General features: G+C 62.9%; 13 protein-coding genes. 7 read left to right on the forward strand and 6 right to left on the reverse strand.

Annotated features, from left to right (window positions below):
* Window positions 1-5 precede the first annotated feature (5 nt).
* The 5 genes from typA to CLV41_RS15445 all read left to right on the forward strand — a co-directional run bounded on the left by typA (window position 6) and on the right by CLV41_RS15445 (window position 5,892).
* The gene (typA, locus tag CLV41_RS15430) at window positions 6-1,829 is read left to right on the forward strand and encodes a translational GTPase TypA (RefSeq protein WP_103223303.1); all 1,824 of its coding nucleotides are present in this window, start codon (window positions 6-8) and stop codon (window positions 1,827-1,829) included.
* A 646-nt stretch (window positions 1,830-2,475) separates the two neighbouring features.
* The gene (locus tag CLV41_RS15435) at window positions 2,476-3,408 is read left to right on the forward strand and encodes a sulfurtransferase (RefSeq protein WP_103223304.1); all 933 of its coding nucleotides are present in this window, start codon (window positions 2,476-2,478) and stop codon (window positions 3,406-3,408) included.
* The gene (locus tag CLV41_RS15440) at window positions 3,395-4,540 is read left to right on the forward strand and encodes a YeeE/YedE family protein (RefSeq protein ID WP_103223305.1); all 1,146 of its coding nucleotides are present in this window, start codon (window positions 3,395-3,397) and stop codon (window positions 4,538-4,540) included. The genes CLV41_RS15435 and CLV41_RS15440 overlap by 14 nt, the downstream gene beginning before the upstream one ends.
* Window positions 4,537-4,713, forward strand: a complete 177-nt coding sequence (locus tag CLV41_RS27795) for a hypothetical protein (protein ID WP_170107212.1) — start codon at window positions 4,537-4,539, stop codon at window positions 4,711-4,713. The genes CLV41_RS15440 and CLV41_RS27795 overlap by 4 nt, the downstream gene beginning before the upstream one ends.
* 126 nt (window positions 4,714-4,839) lie before the next feature.
* The gene (locus CLV41_RS15445) at window positions 4,840-5,892 is read left to right on the forward strand and encodes a MaoC family dehydratase (RefSeq protein ID WP_103223306.1); all 1,053 of its coding nucleotides are present in this window, start codon (window positions 4,840-4,842) and stop codon (window positions 5,890-5,892) included.
* A gap of 123 nt (window positions 5,893-6,015) precedes the next feature.
* Here CLV41_RS15445 and CLV41_RS15450 read toward each other — a convergent pair whose 3' ends face one another.
* From CLV41_RS15450 to CLV41_RS15460, 3 genes are all read right to left on the reverse strand, one after another.
* Window positions 6,016-7,302 (reverse strand): L,D-transpeptidase family protein, encoded by a 1,287-nt coding sequence (locus CLV41_RS15450; protein WP_103223307.1) that lies wholly within the window; start codon window positions 7,300-7,302, stop codon window positions 6,016-6,018.
* Between the two features lie 357 nt (window positions 7,303-7,659).
* Window positions 7,660-8,616, reverse strand: a complete 957-nt coding sequence (locus CLV41_RS15455; RefSeq protein ID WP_103223308.1) for an acetyl-CoA carboxylase carboxyltransferase subunit alpha — start codon at window positions 8,614-8,616, stop codon at window positions 7,660-7,662.
* A 207-nt stretch (window positions 8,617-8,823) separates the two neighbouring features.
* On the reverse strand, window positions 8,824-9,657 hold the full coding sequence (locus CLV41_RS15460; protein ID WP_103223309.1) for a DUF3108 domain-containing protein: 834 nt from the start codon (window positions 9,655-9,657) through the stop codon (window positions 8,824-8,826).
* 421 nt (window positions 9,658-10,078) lie between these two features.
* On the opposite strand from CLV41_RS15460, the gene rpmB reads away from it, so the two are divergent.
* Together rpmB and CLV41_RS15470 are read left to right on the forward strand one after the other, a co-directional pair.
* Entirely contained in the window at window positions 10,079-10,384 is a 306-nt protein-coding gene (gene rpmB / locus CLV41_RS15465; RefSeq protein WP_103223310.1) for a 50S ribosomal protein L28, read from the forward strand.
* Between the two features lie 24 nt (window positions 10,385-10,408).
* Window positions 10,409-11,074: a VUT family protein gene (locus CLV41_RS15470; RefSeq protein WP_103223311.1), complete on the forward strand. Its 666-nt coding sequence runs from the start codon at window positions 10,409-10,411 to the stop codon at window positions 11,072-11,074.
* A gap of 131 nt (window positions 11,075-11,205) precedes the next feature.
* Here CLV41_RS15470 and CLV41_RS15475 read toward each other — a convergent pair whose 3' ends face one another.
* Genes CLV41_RS15475 through cobS form a run of 3 tightly spaced genes read right to left on the reverse strand, consistent with a single transcriptional unit; the run spans window position 11,206 to window position 15,202 of the window.
* Window positions 11,206-12,243, reverse strand: coding sequence for an esterase-like activity of phytase family protein (locus tag CLV41_RS15475; protein WP_103223312.1), 1,038 nt, complete (start codon window positions 12,241-12,243; stop codon window positions 11,206-11,208).
* Between the two features lie 17 nt (window positions 12,244-12,260).
* Window positions 12,261-14,177: a cobaltochelatase subunit CobT gene (gene cobT / locus CLV41_RS15480; protein WP_103223313.1), complete on the reverse strand. Its 1,917-nt coding sequence runs from the start codon at window positions 14,175-14,177 to the stop codon at window positions 12,261-12,263.
* A 38-nt stretch (window positions 14,178-14,215) separates the two neighbouring features.
* Entirely contained in the window at window positions 14,216-15,202 is a 987-nt protein-coding gene (cobS, locus tag CLV41_RS15485; protein ID WP_103223314.1) for a cobaltochelatase subunit CobS, read from the reverse strand.
* Window positions 15,203-15,259 lie beyond the last annotated feature (57 nt).

Consider the following 15,259-nt stretch of genomic DNA (forward strand, 5'->3'; position numbering starts at 1 on the left):
CACTCATGAACCTGCGCAATATTGCCATCATCGCACATGTCGACCATGGCAAAACAACACTTATCGATGTTCTCCTCCGGCAGTCCGGCGCGTTCCGCAACAACCAGCGCACGGAAGAACGGATGATGGACTCCAACGACATCGAGCGTGAGCGCGGGATCACCATCCTCGCCAAGGTGACGTCGCTGGTCTGGAAAGACACCCGCATCAACATCGTCGACACGCCCGGCCACGCCGATTTCGGCGGTGAGGTCGAGCGTATCCTGCATATGGTCGACGGCGTGATCCTTCTGGTCGATGCCGCCGAGGGCCCGATGCCGCAGACGAAATTCGTGCTCGGCAAGGCACTGAAGCTCGGCCTGAAGCCGATCGTCGCGATCAACAAGATCGACAAGCCCGAACAGCGGGCCGACGAAGTCCTCGACGAGGTCTTCGACCTGTTCGCCGCGCTCGACGCCAATGAAGACCAGCTCGACTTCCCGGTTCTCTATGGCTCCGCCAAACAGGAATGGATGGCTCTGGAACCGGACGGACCGCAGGACAACATGGACCCGCTGTTCGACATGGTTCTGGACCGGGTCGCCGAGCCGGAAGCCGAGCCGGGCGAATTCCGCATGCTGGCGACGACCATTCAATCCGATCCGTTCCTGGGCCGCATCCTGACCGGCCGCATCGTCTCGGGCACCGCCGTGCCGAACATGGCCATCAAGGCACTGGCGCGGGACGGCAGCGTCGTCGAGACCGGGCGTATCTCCAAGGTCCTCGCCTTCCGCGGTCTGGAACGCCAGCCTATCGAACAGGGCGAAGCCGGTGACATCGTCTCCATCGCCGGCCTGACCAAGGCCACCGTCGCCGACACGCTCTGCGCGCCCGCCGTGAACGAGCCCCTGCAGGCCCAGCCGATCGACCCGCCGACCCTGTCCATGACCTTCCGCGTCAACGACAGCCCGCTGGCCGGCACCGAAGGGGCCAAGGTCCAGTCGCGCGTCATCCGCGAGCGCCTGAAGAAGGAAGCCGAAGGCAACGTCGCGCTGAAGGTGGAAGACACGGCCGAACCGGACGCCTTCGTGGTCTCCGGCCGCGGCGAACTGTTGCTGGCGATCCTGATCGAGAACATGCGCCGCGAAGGCTTTGAACTCGGTGTCGGCCGTCCGCGCGTCGTCTACCAGTACGACGAGGCAGGCAACCGCCTGGAGCCGATCGAGGAAGTCATCATCGACGTCGACGATGAGCACTCCGGCGCGGTCGTGCAGAAGCTGCAGGAACGCAAAGCCGATCTTCTGGAAATGAAGCCCTCCGGCGGAGGCCGCACCCGGCTGGTGTTCCACGCTCCGACACGCGGTCTGATCGGCTATCAGAGCGAGCTCCTGTCCGATACCCGGGGCACGGCCATCTTCAACCGTCTGTTCCACGGCTACGAGCCCTTCAAGGGCCCGATCCAGGGCCGCCACACCGGCGTGCTCCTGTCCAACGGCACCGGCGAAGCGGTTCCCTACGCCATGTTCAATCTGGAAGACCGTGGCCCGATGATGATCGACCCGGGCACCAAGGTCTATCCGGGCATGATCGTCGGCGAGCACACGCGCGGCAACGACCTTGAAGTCAACGTGCTGAAGGGCAAGCAGCTCACCAACATCCGCTCCTCGGGCAAGGACGACGCGGTGAAACTCACCACGCCGAAGAAGCTGACCCTCGATGCGGCACTTTCCTACATCGCCGATGACGAGCTGGTGGAAGTGACCCCGCAGTCCATCCGCCTGCGCAAGGCCATGCTCGACCCGCACGAGCGCAAGCGCGCCGAACGCGCTGCGAACAAGGCAACCGCGTAAGGCGACTGCCGAACCCGCCAATTGTGCCGCCCCGGCCTCGCGCCGGGGCCTCCACCGTATTGCACGGCAGGTTCCGGATCACATCCGGGACGGCGGAAAACCGGGTTGTGAAAATTCCGGAACGTCCGCCTGCTACGGTCCGCTCCCTTGCGGGCGGGGCCGTCGCGAATGACCGGGACGTTGCGCCAAACACCCGCGTCACCCCGTGCGAGCGAAGCGAGACCCGGGGCCAACTCATTTCCAGAGAGCACGTGAATTGCACAAGCACTGCTCCCTGAAACTCCCCTGTTTCAACGAACCGCACGGCAAGTAGACCCCGGATCTGCGCTTCGCTTGTCCGGGGCGACACTCGGAGGGTCACGTCCCCGACACAAGTATCTGGTGCGACGTCCCGCTCAACTGCGACCGCCCTTTCCCGCGCGGGGAGGCCCGGTGCCATCCGCAAGCATTGCCGCAAGCCCACATCGCCCCCTTCCGCAAAGGTTTGCCAGCGAAACCACTCGCGTTGGATCAAAATATCAACCGGCTGGACAAATTTGAAACGCCATCCCTGTCTCCCGCCCGGCAATGCTCATAAATTCAGCAGCACTCAAACAGACGCGCCCGGCTGAAAGCCGGACTGCCGCTGACCAGGAAAGCTGATCCCATGAAACACTTCGCGCTCGCTTTGGCGATGGCCGCAGGTCTTGCAACCTCTGCCCATGCCGCCACCTTCGGTCCGCTGGTGGAAGCAGCCGAGCTGTCCGCGGCGCTGGAAACAGCGCAACCGGTCCTGCTCGACATCCGCAACGCGGGTTATGAGGACGGTCATGCTGACGGTGCCCTGTTCGCGCCCTATCGCATGTTCCGCGGACCGGCTGAAAATCCCGGTGGCCCCGTCGATGTAGAAAAGCTCGAAGCGGAACTCGAGGAACTCGGCCTGGAGCAGGACATTCCCATCGTGATCCTGTCCGAAGGCAAGACCGACACCGATTTCGGCGCAGCGGCCAGGGTCTACTGGACCCTGAAATCCACCGGCTTTACCGACCTGTCGATCCTCAATGGCGGCCTGGCGTCCTGGCAGGCAGCCGGCCTTCCGGTGAACAAGACCACGGAATCCGCCATGCCGAGCGACCTGGAGCTGACCTTCAACGACGCCTGGCTGGCAACGACCGCCGATGTCGCGGCCGTCGCGAACGGCGAGAAGAACGCGCTTCTGGTCGATGCCCGTCCGGCCGATTTCTTCAACGGCCAGAAGGCCCATGACGCAGCCAGACGCCCCGGCACCCTGCCGACCGCGACCAACCACGTCTATACGTCGTTCTTCGACAAGGGTTCGCCGGCCATATCGACGGCCATCGACCCGGCCGCCCTCAAGGCCACATTGGGCGTCGAGGACGGCAAGGACACGGTTTCCTTCTGCAACACCGGCCACTGGGCGGCGACCCACTGGTTCGCGGTATCGGAACTGGCCGGCGTCAAGAACGCCAAGCTCTACGCCGGATCCATGGTCGAATACTCCAATTCCGGCTATGAAATGGCCAATACGCCGGGCCTTTTCGAGAACCTGATCGTCCAGATCAAGCATGTTATCGACTGACGTGACGACGCTGACCGAAACCCATGAGGCCACCGCTGCGCCGCTCCTGCGCCGTGGCGGTCTTGTTCTGGCCGGGTTTGCCGCCGTCTTCGCGGCAGCGCTTGTGGCCGGAGGCCGCTTCGGCCTGATGCTCGCCATCGGGCTGGGTTTCGGCATCGTTCTGGAGGGTATGCGCTTCGGTTTCGCCGGCCCCTGGCGCGCCATGATCCTGCGCCGCGACCCGGCCGGCATCTGGGCGCAGCTGTTGGCAATCGGCCTGGTCACGCTGGTGGCGCTGCCGATGATTTCCGCCAGTTCCGGCGAATTGGCGGGCGCGCAGGCTCCTGTCGGCTTTGCCATGATCGCCGGGGCGTTCATTTTCGGGGCCGCCATGCAGGTGGTGCTCGGCTGCGGCTCAGGCACCCTGGTCAACGCGGGCTCCGGCAACGCGGTTGCCCTTGTGGCCCTGCCCTTCTTCGCCATCGGCAGCTTTGCCGGCGCCTATCACCTGATCTGGTGGACGGACCTGGGCGCGCTGCCGATCATCAAATTTTCCGGCTGGCAGGGCGTGGTGCTCACGCTGCTCGGTCTTTCGGCAATCGCCGGCCTCTTGTGGAAACTCGCGCCGCCCGAACACCGACGCCTGCCGCGCCGGCTGATCGTCGCCGCCGTTCTGCTCGCGGGCTTCGCCATCCTCAATCTTCTCGTCGCCGGACAGCCCTGGGGCGTCGTCTACGGGCTGGGCCTCTGGGCCGCCAAAGCGGCTTCCGCCGCCGGCGCCGATCTCTCCGGTTCGGCGTTCTGGAGCGCCCCGGGCTCGCTCGACCGCTTGCAGGCCAGCATCCTGACGGACTACACCTCGCTGACCAATATCGGCATCGTGCTCGGTGCCTTTCTTGTTGCCAGCTGGCGCGTCGACGGCCTGTCACAGAAAGTCCCAGGCCTTCCGGCCCAGGCCTGGCTGGCGGCCATCGTCGCCGGCTTCCTGCTCGGCTATTCCTCGCGTCTCGCCTTCGGCTGCAATGTCGGCGCGTTCTTTTCCGGCATTTCGACGGGAAGCCTGCACGGCTGGGTCTGGTTCGCCGCCGCCTTCGCCGGTTCGGTCTACGGCGTGCGGCTGCGGCCGCTCTTCAAGCTGGAGCCAAGACCATGACCCGGCTGGTGACCGCCACGATCGCGGTGGCGGGGATCGCCGCTCTGATAGCCCTCGACGCATCCGCGACCCCGCCCAACCCCTACAAGGCCCCGCCCCTGCTCGCCCTCGGCTCCGGCACCGCCCCCTCCGGCGGCTTCTGCGGCGCGCTGCCGGACCCGGCGGGGAAGTAAGTCTGAACTTTTTTATCTTCCGTCAATCCGGATCAGGGCCGATATCCTCCGCAAAAGGTCCAGCTTGCCTGCGTGCGCCGCAGCAGGCTTAATGCGCGCCAGTGGAATCGCAACCGGGAGACGGCGTTGAGCAAGACCGATCAGGGCAATTTTTTCGAGGATTTTGAAGTCGGCCAGGTGATCCGGCACGCGACGCCGCGCACCGTCACCAGCGGCGACCAGGCGCTTTATACCGCGCTTTACGGCTCGCGCTTCGCCGTGCAGTCCTCCGATGCCTTCGCCAAGGGGCTCGGCTACGCCCATGCCCCCATCGACGACCTGCTGACCTTTCATATCGTCTTCGGCAAGACCGTTCCGGATATTTCCCTCAACGCGGTCGCCAATCTCGGCTATGCGGGCGGCCGCTTCCTGGCGCCGGTGTTTCCCGGCGACACGCTCTCCACCGTCTCTGAAGTGATCGGCAAGAAGGAAAATTCCAACGGCAAGACCGGCGTCGTCTATGTGCGCTCCACCGGCTATACGGACAAGGGCACGGAAGTGCTGGATTACGTGCGCTGGGTGATGGTCAACAAGCGCGTTGCGTCCAACCCCGCGCCCGAACCGGTGGTGCCGGACCTGCCGGCCGCCCTCGACCCGCAGTCCCTCGGCATGGCCGTGCCCCTGCTGGACAGCGCCAAATGGGACAACGACCTGTCCGGATCGCAATACCGCTTCGGCGACTATGAAATCGGCGAGAAAATCGATCATGTCGACGGCATGACCGTGGAGGAAGCCGAACACCAGATGGCCACCCGGCTGTACCAGAACACGGCCAAGGTTCATTTCAACAAGCACACGGAAGCGACAAGCCGCTTCGGCCATCGTCTGATCTATGGCGGCCACGTCATTTCCATCGCCCGGGCGCTGTCCTTCAACGGGCTGGCCAACGCCTTCCACATAGCCGCCATCAATGGCGGCCGTCACGTCGCTCCGCTGGGTGCTGGCGACACGGTCTATGCCTGGTCCGAAGTCCTCGACAAGGCCGAAATCGACGGGCGCACGGATGTCGGCGCATTGCGCCTGAGGCTCGTTGCCACCCGCGACCGGCCCTGCCACGACTTTCCCGGCAGGAACCCTGACGGCGCCTACGTCGACAACGTCATCCTCGATTTCGATTATTGGGCTTTGATGCCGAAATAGCTTTTACGGCCTATAGCGTGTTGCGTTTAAGCGGATAGATGGTTTCAGGAAGACGCCCGAGGCAGCGTTTGCATTGCAAAAGCGTTCGGGCGATTTCCTGAATTCAATTTAACGCGGCGCGCTTTATGGCTTGGCGGCCGGCACCACTTCCGTGGTGATCGGTCCGATTCCATCGCCTTCGTCAGAGGCCTTGGGACCGAACGGCACCCAGCGCTTGAAGAAGCCGCCGACCGAACCGCCGCGCGGCTTTTCTTCAGCCACATAGGCCGTTTCAACCGCGGCTCCCGGCCGTTTCTGCGCTTCCGGAGCACCTTCGGCGTCCGCCGTGGCGGTCTGCGCCGGCTGCTCGGGGGACACAGGAATTGCCCCGGGATTAGAAGCTGCATCGGAAGCGGTCTCGACGGCGGCGGTTTCGGTTGCCTCTTCCTCCTGCCCGCTGCCGAGCACTTCCGCGATGCGGTTGGAGCGTTCTTCCCAGCGTTTCTGGCGTTTCTCGCGCGCATCGAAGCGCGCGGCAAGCATCTGGAACTTCTCGTCGTCCTTACGCTGCTTCGCCGTCACGGCGGCCTCGATCCGCGGGCTGATCCGCAGGTCCGGGCATTTCGCGCTGGCGCGGAACGGCACGCCCTGAACCAGCGTGGTCGCGTCGAAAACATATTTCCGTTCGCAGACCGCGATCTCCGGCGGTGTCTGCGTGACGTCGAAATGGTCGTAACCCGTCTTCAGCATCTTCCAGAATTCCAGATGCTCGCTGTCGCGGTGGCGCGCCATGTTTTCCGGGGTCATGCGGAACGGAAAGGCCTGAACCTGGAAGGAGCGCTGCCCGCCCTTGAAGCTGTCGCGGGCCAGCGCGTAGATATCCTGGACCTGTTCGTCCGTCATGGCGTAACAGCCGCGCGACGAGCAGGCGCCGTGCACCATGAGATGGGAACCGGTGCGGCCGTGCGCGCGGTCATAGGCGTTCGGGTAACCGAGATTGAAGGCCAGGTGATAGCTGGAATTCGGGTTCATCAGCGCCGGGGTGATCTCGTAGAACCCTTCCGGCGCCTGGCGGTCGCCTTCCTTGAATTTCGGACCGAGGTCGCCCGACCACTTGCAGATCTCGAATTCTTCCAGAAGCTTGTATTTGCCGCTGCGGGTCTGTTTCCAGACCTCCAGCGCGGAGTCTTCCTTGAAGATCCGGATCATGATCGGCGAGGTGGCGCTCATGTTGAGATCGGTCATCTTGCGCTTGATCGAGGCGCTGACCGGGCGTTGCTCCTTCGGACCGTATCCGAATTCATCGCCCTGGCAGGCGGCAAGAAAGCCGGCGGCAAGCAGGACGCAAGCCAACCTGGCGGCGTTGCCGCGCAGACTTTCCAGACCCGGCCGGATACCGATCCGCATCTGCATAAAGCGCCGAAAGACCATGATACTATCCCAAACTCGCCCAAACCCGACGGAAAACGATAACAGTCCTTCAACCGTCCGCTAAGACGGCCCGCTCGCATTTCCAGTCACTCGCCCCCGCGCAAGGCTAGGGAATGATGGTTGACGATAAGTTACTGAATTGCGTTCTTACCTGCGAACCAAATTCCGGTGATTGCAACAATTTTCGCAGGAAGACGCGATTCAAACCTTGTCCATGGCAGACTGATTGAGGGAAAAATCTGTCCAGACAATGGCAAACCCGGACGCTTTTCGCCAAGATCCTCGAATTTTCTACTGAAAATTCAGTGAATTGGCGCGGTCCGGCGGCTTCAACGGTCAGGGAGAGGCCTTTACAGCTCAGCCAAGGGTGCGGCCGATGGCGATGAATTTCTCGCGCCGCTGCTTACGCAGCTCCTCCGCGCTCAGACCCGACAATGCCTTCAGGGCGGTGTCGATGGCCTTTCCCGCGGTATCGATCACGATCTCGCGGGCACGATGAGCGCCGCCGACCGGTTCCTCGATGATCCCGTCGATCACGCCCAGCTGTTTGAGATCCTGAGCGGTGATTTTCAGCGCGGTCGCCGCGTCCTGCGCCTTGGTGCTGTCCCGCCACAGGATGGAGGCCGCGCCTTCCGGCGAGATCACCGAATAGATGGCATGCTCCATCATCAGCACCTTGTTGGCGGTGGCGATCGCGATTGCGCCGCCGGAACCGCCTTCGCCGATCACGAGGGAAACCGACGGCGTTCCAAGGCCGAGGCCGGCATCCGTCGACCGTGCGATCGCCTCCGATTGTCCGCGCTCTTCCGCGCCGCGGCCCGGATAGGCTCCGGAGGTATCGACGAAGGTGATCAGCGACAGGCCGAAGCGCTCCGCCATTTCCATGATCCGCACCGCCTTGCGGTAGCCTTCCGGCCGGACCATGCCGAAATTGTGCTTCAGGCGCGTCTCGGTGTTGTGACCCTTTTCCTGCGCGAGGACGGCCACCGACTGCCCGCGGAACCGGCCTATCCCGGCGATCATCGCGTGATCCTCGGCGAATTTGCGGTCGCCGGCCAGCGGTGTGAAATCCTCGATCAGGCCGGCGATATAATCGACGGCGTGCGGCCGGTCCGGATGACGGGCGACGAGCGTCTTCTGCCAGGGTGTCAGCTTGGAATAGAGTTCCTTCAGCGTCTGCGAGGATTTCGCTTTAAGCCGGTCGATTTCATCCTCGACATTGACTGCTTCGCCACCGACGGCGAGCGCCCTGAGCTCCTGGATCTTGCCTTCGATGTCTGCAACGGGCTTTTCGAATTCCAAATAGCTGCGCATTTACTCGGTTACCTGAGACAAGCCGGCACCGCCTGGATAGAGCGGCCACTCCGGAAAACAGTTACATGGGCATTCTTGGCCCGGACGGCATGACGTGGTGGGCTGTAACAAGAGACGCAGGGACGCGCAAGCCTTCGCTTTGCCATCCCGTCTTCAAATTCCGGCCGACACGGGACGATACGTCCACGCGCGAAGGCGCTTTCCGCTTCAGCGGGACGCCTGGTCGCTGCCGGCGCCGTCGATGTTCAGCTTGGAGGCTTCCACGACCAGACGGCCGTTCTGCGTGTCGATCGAGATCCGGTAGGGGATCAGCACGTTTTCCCGGCCCATCGGCGCGACCCAGACCTCCATATTGGCCTTGGCCATGTGCTTGACCGACTCCTTGGACGGGCGGTGACCGGCGACCGGAACCCAGCGCGCCTTGCACACCACCACCGGTCCGTCATAACCGCGCCCGGACACGTCCTTGGTGCCTTCATAGCTCAGCTTGATGTCGAACCGGGTCCAGCCGTCGAAAATCGGCAATTTGCGCGAACAGGCCTTCGGACCCAGGCTGTCCTTGGCGCGGCCGACAGGCATCAGCGCCGCGCTCAGCGGGTCGATCGCGTTGCTGGTGTGACGGTTGGTGACCTGGATGCGTTCGGCATTGGGTTTGAACTGCGGCGCCACATCCATGGAGCGGATGCTGCCGGAGCCCTGGTTCAGCTTGACGTGGAAATCGATATTGGCCGCATGGGAGGCCATGCGGTACTTGGAGGGCACGACCCGGGAGCCCACCAGCCAGCCGGAAGCTTCCGCCCCGCCTTTGCCGGTCGAAAACAGCGTCCCGATACCCGCCGGCTCCAGACTGACCTTGGCGGAATAGGCGTTGCCCTGCATGACGAGCGAGAGCGATCCCCGGCCGACCTTGAAACCTGCGATGGAGATGGAATAAAGACCGCCGACACTGCTCTTTTCCGCGTGAGCCGGTGAAATCAGCAGCGCTCCGGCAAGCATCGGCGGGGCAACCAGCCGTCCCAGGGTCAGAACCGATGAAAACATCAAACCAAACACCTCAAAACCTCCGCACTGCCTGATCCGGCAGAGAATTGCGCCCCCGCGCCAAAAGTGTTCCCTAACGGCAACGATATCACGAATTCCGCCGGTGAACGCCACCAATCATTCTAAATTATGGTAACTCACTGGTTAACGTCCGGTATCGAGATCTGTTGAAAATCGCGATAGCGGCGATGATTGTTCGTTCGATGCACATCCGGCGGACCTTACCGCGGAGAAAAATCACAGAATCTTGCCAAATCGCCGGAGATGTCTTGACGCTGGCGCGCGCTGCCAGTATAGCGGGGCAACTTTTTTCCGAGAATTGCCGGAGACGATGTCGCCGGACCTAAGGTCCGCGCCGGTTCCGGTTTGGACTTGCCGGGTTCCATGTAACGGCCCGGCCACGAAAACAAAAGGTGATATCATGGCACGCCGTTGCGAACTTTCCGGTAAAGATGTGATGACGGGCAACAACGTCTCGCACGCGAACAACAGATCCCGCCGCCGGTTCCTGCCGAACCTGTGCAACGTGTCCCTGATGAGCGACACGCTTGGCGAAACCTTCAAGCTGAAAGTTTCCGCCCATGCCCTGCGCTCCGTTGAGCACCGTGGCGGCCTCGACGCTTATCTGAGCAAGGCTTCCGACGCGCAACTCTCCGACGCTGCCCGCAAGATCAAGGTCAGCATCAAGCGCAAGCAGGCTGAAGCCGCAGCTTCTGCAGCCGCCTAAGTTCCAACCCCTTGGGGTAAAATCATGACGGATACCCGGAATTTTTCCGCGGGCCATCACGCCATCGCGATCCTCGCGATGGCGATTGTCGTTGTGGCCTCCAACTATCTTGTCCAGTTTCCCGTCGAACATATTGTCGGCGGCGTCAATCTGGCCGACACGCTGACCTGGGGTGCCTTCACCTATCCTGTCGCGTTTCTGGTCACGGACCTGACCAACCGCCGCTTCGGACCGGCCGCCGCCCGCAAGGTGGTGCTCGCCGGCTTCCTGATCGCGGTTGTCCTGTCCGTCTGGCTGGCAACCCCGCGCATTGCGATTGCCTCCGGCTCAGCATTCCTGGTGGCCCAGCTCCTCGACGTCACGATCTTCGACCGCCTGCGCCGCTCCACATGGTGGAAAGCGCCGGTCGTGTCCTCCCTGATCGGCTCCGTGGTCGACACGATCCTGTTTTTCGGCATCGCCTTTTCCGCGAGCTTCGCCTTCATCGATGCCTTTTTCGGCATGGAAGACGGTTCGCTCGCCTTTCCGGTCCCGTTCCTCGGCATTACCGAAGACCCTCAGGCATTGCTGTGGGTTTCCCTTGCAGCCGGCGATTTCCTGGTGAAGATGCTGGTCGCGGTCGCATTGCTTGCGCCCTACCGGGTTCTGCTCGGCATCTTCCAGCCTGCGCCGAACGGATCGGCGGCCTAACGCTTCCCGGGACTTCAAGCACACGAAAAAGCGCCCCGCGGGCGCTTTTTTTATGGGTACCGCTCGCACCGGCGGCAACATCTTTTCCGTTTGACGACAGCAGACTGAGGAACCGAAAACACCCCCCTCGCCTAATCCTCCAACCGGAACCTCAACAGGATCGTTCGTTGAAGAAACGATCTGTTATCGTCGGAAATCAGGGTCAGGATGGTTTCGCCGGCCTCGTTCCGGTGCACGGCCAGCGCTTCCATATTGTCGATCTGATAGCCGAAATCCGCCTCGAGCAGCAACTCGCCCTCCAAAAGGGCATCTGGCCGAATGGACTCGCCCGGGAAGCGGCGCAGCCGCAGGCCGATCAGGTCGAGCAGCGTGAAGCGGCGTTCCAAAAGCAGCAGATCGCCACCGGGCAGATAGGCGGCGTCCGTCGCGGCGAAGCCGTCCCGTCGGCGGATCCGGAACCGGTCCGTCCCGTCCGGTCCGATGATATAGCCATAAAGATCATCCCCGTCGCTGGCCGAGGTTTCGGCAACCGCAATCAGCTTTCCCGCCAGGGAACTGTCGCCGGGAGCGACCGCCAGCGCCTCCAGCCCGGCGTTGCGGGGAAGCGCGCGGATATCCTCCGCAAGCGCCACGTCGCCGAGCATGCGTTCCCTGCCCGTTGTCAGCGGCCAAGGGTAACGGTAGATCGCGTTTTTGGTTTCAGCAGTCACGTAAAGATCGGAGCCGGCCAGCGCCAGAGCCTCCGTATCGTGCCCCCAGCGGGCCTTGAGGGTCTTGCCGTCGGCTCCAAGCAGTGGCGCCATGCGGACGCCGGAAATATCCAGCGGTGCGCCGTCCGGTGTCTGCGCGATCCGGCCGCTCACCCAGTGGCCGTGATCGGTCACCGCAAGGAATGCGTTTCCCTCTTCAAGGGTGACAAGGCCGGAAAGACCGCCGATCTCCCGGTCGGACGCGAGCAGTTCCAGACCGCCGAGAAACGTCAGTTTGCCGAATTGCCGGTCTTCATGGCCGATCCGGAAGGTCTCTATTACCTTTGCCCGGACACTCACCGGCTGTCCCTGGCTCAACAGCTCGCCGGCAACCCCGGTGGCCGGTGCCGCAAGCACTGCGGCGATCGCGGCCAGGACGGCGGCGGGTTGCAGTATATGCCGGAACCGTCCTCTCGCCATGCCGCGTGCCGTATCTGTTAACGGCGGCCGGCGCGGCGGCGCCCGCGCGAATGAAGCTCCTGCTGGACATTGTCGTCAAAGAGATTGGCCAGCTGATCGGTCATCGCTCCGGCCAGTTCCTCCGCATCGACAATGGTCACCGCGCGCTGGTAGTAGCGCGTGACATCGTGGCCGATGCCGATGGCGATCAGTTCGACCGGTGATCTGGTTTCGATTTCCTCGATCACATAGCGCAGATGACGCTCCAGATAATTGCCCGGGTTCACCGACAGCGTCGTGTCGTCCACCGGCGCCCCGTCCGAGATCATCATCAGGATGCGGCGTTGTTCGGGACGCGCCATCAGCCGGTCGTGCGCCCACAGCAGCGCCTCGCCATCGATATTCTCCTTCAGCAGCCCTTCGCGCATCATCAGTCCGAGATTGCGCCGGGCCCGCCGCCACGGCGCGTCCGCGGATTTGTAGATGATATGGCGCAGATCGTTCAGCCGTCCTGGTGTCGGCGGTTTGCCGGCTCCGATCCAGCTTTCCCGCGACTGTCCGCCTTTCCACGCCTTTGTGGTGAAGCCGAGGATCTCCACCTTCACGCCACAGCGTTCCAGCGTCCGCGCCAGAATATCGGCGCAGGTCGCGGCAACGGTGATCGGCCGCCCGCGCATGGAGCCTGAATTGTCGAGCAGCAGCGTCACGACCGTATCGCGGAAATTCGTGTCCCGCTCCTGTTTGAATGCCAGGGGCGCCATGGGATCGGTCACCGCGCGGGTCAGCCGCGCCGTATCCAGAAGCCCTTCCTCCAGGTCGAAATCCCAGGCCCGGTTCTGCTGCGCCATCAGCTTGCGCTGAAGCCGGTTGGCAAGCCTGGCAACGGCGCCCTGAAGAGGGGTCAGCTGCTTGTCCAGAAACCCGCGCAGCCGGTCCAGCTCCGCCATGTCGCACAGCTCTTCCGCGGTGACGGTTTCGTCGAATTGATGGGTGAAGACCCGGTAATCGGTTTCCGGCCGGTTGCTGAAAGGAGAGTTGGACCGGTCGCTTTCGCCCGGCTCCTCGGAATCTTCCGCCATGTCCTGTTCGGCGAAGTCTTCCATATCGGATTCGGCGGCTTCCGTGTCGCCGCTGTCCTGCTCCTCGCCGGAAAGTTCCATTTCCTGGGGGGAGGCTTCCTGGTCGCCGCCATCCTCTTCGCCCTCGTCGCCGCTTTCCGCGTCGTCGTTGTCGCCCTGATCCTCGTTCTGATCGGGGTCCATGTCCTCGTCGCGGTCGCCGATCTCGTCGGCCATGTCGAGGGATCTGAGGACGTCGCGCAGGCGGGAGGCAAAGAGGTTCTGGTCTTCCACTTCCGCTTCGAGCTTGTCGAGATCGGCACCGGCCTTTTCCTCGATCCAGCCGCGCCACATATCGACGAGCTTTTGCGCGCTCTCCGGCGGCTTGGCTCCCGTAAGACGCTCGCGCACCATGAGCGACAGCGCGTCCTGAAGCGGGGCGTCCTCGCGGCTGGCGATATCCGGCGCGCCGGATTTCCGGAACCGGTCGTCCAGCATCACCGCCAGATTGTCGGCGACCCCCTGCATCCGCCGCGCGCCGACAGCCTCGCAACGCGCCTGCTCAAGGGCTTCGAAGATCGCCCGCCCTTCCGCGCCCTGCGGCATGTTCTTCGCATGCATCGCCTTGTCGTGGCAGGCGATGCGCAGCGCCATGGAATCGGAAAGACCCCGCGTCACGGCGATCTCGTGTGCGTTCACCTTGCGCGACGGTTCAGGCAAACGGGCGGAAAGCCCGCTGAGGCCGGGACGATCGCCGGAGAAAATCACCTCCAGCTCCCCTTCGCCCGAAATCGCGCGCATGGTGCCGCTCACCGATTGCTTGAAGGGTTCGGTGGTCGGTGCGGGCTTGTTGCCCGGAAGGGAATTGTTGCCCGGCCTGGCCCGTGTATCACGCAATTCCTAAGCCCTCACTTGCACTGGGTGCCATGGGACCCTCAGCTCATCACCACGTTGACGGACGATTCCGGCAGCTCTTCCCCGAAGCAGCGCTGATAGAACTCGGCAACGAGGGACTGCTCCATGTCATCGCATTTGTTGAGGAAGGTCAGGCGGAAGGAAAAGCCGATATCGCTGAAGATCTCGGTATTTTCCGCCCAGGTGATCACCGTCCGCGGGCTCATCACCGTGGAAAGATCGCCGTTGATGAAGGCGTTTCGGGTCATGTCCGCAAGACGCACCATCTTGGAGACGGTCTGACGGCCTTCATCGGTCCGGAAGTGCTTGGCCTTGGCCAGCACGATATCCACCTCGTTGTCATGCGGCAGATAATTCAGCGTGGTGACGATCGACCAGCGGTCCATCTGCGCCTGGTTGATCTGCTGCGTGCCGTGATAAAGGCCGGACGTATCGCCGAGACCCACCGTATTGGCGGTGGCGAACAGACGGAAGGCGGGATGCGGGCGGATGACGCGGCTCTGATCGAGCAGCGTCAGCCGGCCCGAGGATTCCAGAATACGCTGGATCACGAACATCACGTCCGGACGGCCGGCGTCATATTCGTCGAATACCAGCGCGACATTGTGCTGGTAGGCCCAGGGCAGAATACCGTCCCTGAATTCGGTCACCTGCTGGCCCTCCTTCAAGACGATCGCATCCTTGCCGACAAGATCGATTCGCGAGATGTGGCTGTCCAGGTTGACGCGGATACAGGGCCAGTTGAGACGGGCGGCAACCTGCTCGATATGTGTCGATTTCCCTGTGCCGTGGTAACCGGTCACCATCACGCGGCGGTTATGCGCAAAGCCGGCGAGGATCGCCAATGTTGTCGCCCGGTCGAACAGGTAATCTTCGTCTCGCTCAGGTACATGCTCGGACGGCGCGGAAAATGCCGGTACCTTGAGGCCGGAGTTGAATCCGAAAACCTCTTCCACGGAAACTTCAGTATCCGGCATGGCGATGGCCGCAGTCGTCGTCTCTGTCATCAGTCCTCCGCAGTCCCGTCATTTCCGGGAAGGGTCGATTGGGGAAAGCCGGCAGGA

Origin of the sequence: Roseibium marinum (assembly GCF_002906165.1) — a bacterium.
In the GTDB taxonomy this organism is placed as follows: Bacteria; Pseudomonadota; Alphaproteobacteria; order Rhizobiales; family Stappiaceae; genus Roseibium; species Roseibium marinum.

What these genes read in the sequence shown, in the direction of transcription:
- CLV41_RS27795 (WP_170107212.1), top strand. Translation starts at nt 4,537, where the DNA reads ATGACCCGGCTGGTGACCGCCACGATCGCGGTGGCGGGGATCGCCGCT.
- rpmB (WP_103223310.1), top strand. Translation starts at nt 10,079, where the DNA reads ATGGCACGCCGTTGCGAACTTTCCGGTAAAGATGTGATGACGGGCAAC.
- CLV41_RS15475 (WP_103223312.1), bottom strand. Translation starts at nt 12,243, where the DNA reads ATGGCGAGAGGACGGTTCCGGCATATACTGCAACCCGCCGCCGTCCTG.
- cobS (WP_103223314.1), bottom strand. Translation starts at nt 15,202, where the DNA reads ATGACAGAGACGACGACTGCGGCCATCGCCATGCCGGATACTGAAGTT.
- CLV41_RS15450 (WP_103223307.1), bottom strand. Translation starts at nt 7,302, where the DNA reads ATGGTCTTTCGGCGCTTTATGCAGATGCGGATCGGTATCCGGCCGGGT.
- CLV41_RS15470 (WP_103223311.1), top strand. Translation starts at nt 10,409, where the DNA reads ATGACGGATACCCGGAATTTTTCCGCGGGCCATCACGCCATCGCGATC.
- CLV41_RS15455 (WP_103223308.1), bottom strand. Translation starts at nt 8,616, where the DNA reads ATGCGCAGCTATTTGGAATTCGAAAAGCCCGTTGCAGACATCGAAGGC.
- typA (WP_103223303.1), top strand. Translation starts at nt 6, where the DNA reads ATGAACCTGCGCAATATTGCCATCATCGCACATGTCGACCATGGCAAA.
- CLV41_RS15440 (WP_103223305.1), top strand. Translation starts at nt 3,395, where the DNA reads ATGTTATCGACTGACGTGACGACGCTGACCGAAACCCATGAGGCCACC.
- CLV41_RS15460 (WP_103223309.1), bottom strand. Translation starts at nt 9,657, where the DNA reads ATGTTTTCATCGGTTCTGACCCTGGGACGGCTGGTTGCCCCGCCGATG.
- CLV41_RS15435 (WP_103223304.1), top strand. Translation starts at nt 2,476, where the DNA reads ATGAAACACTTCGCGCTCGCTTTGGCGATGGCCGCAGGTCTTGCAACC.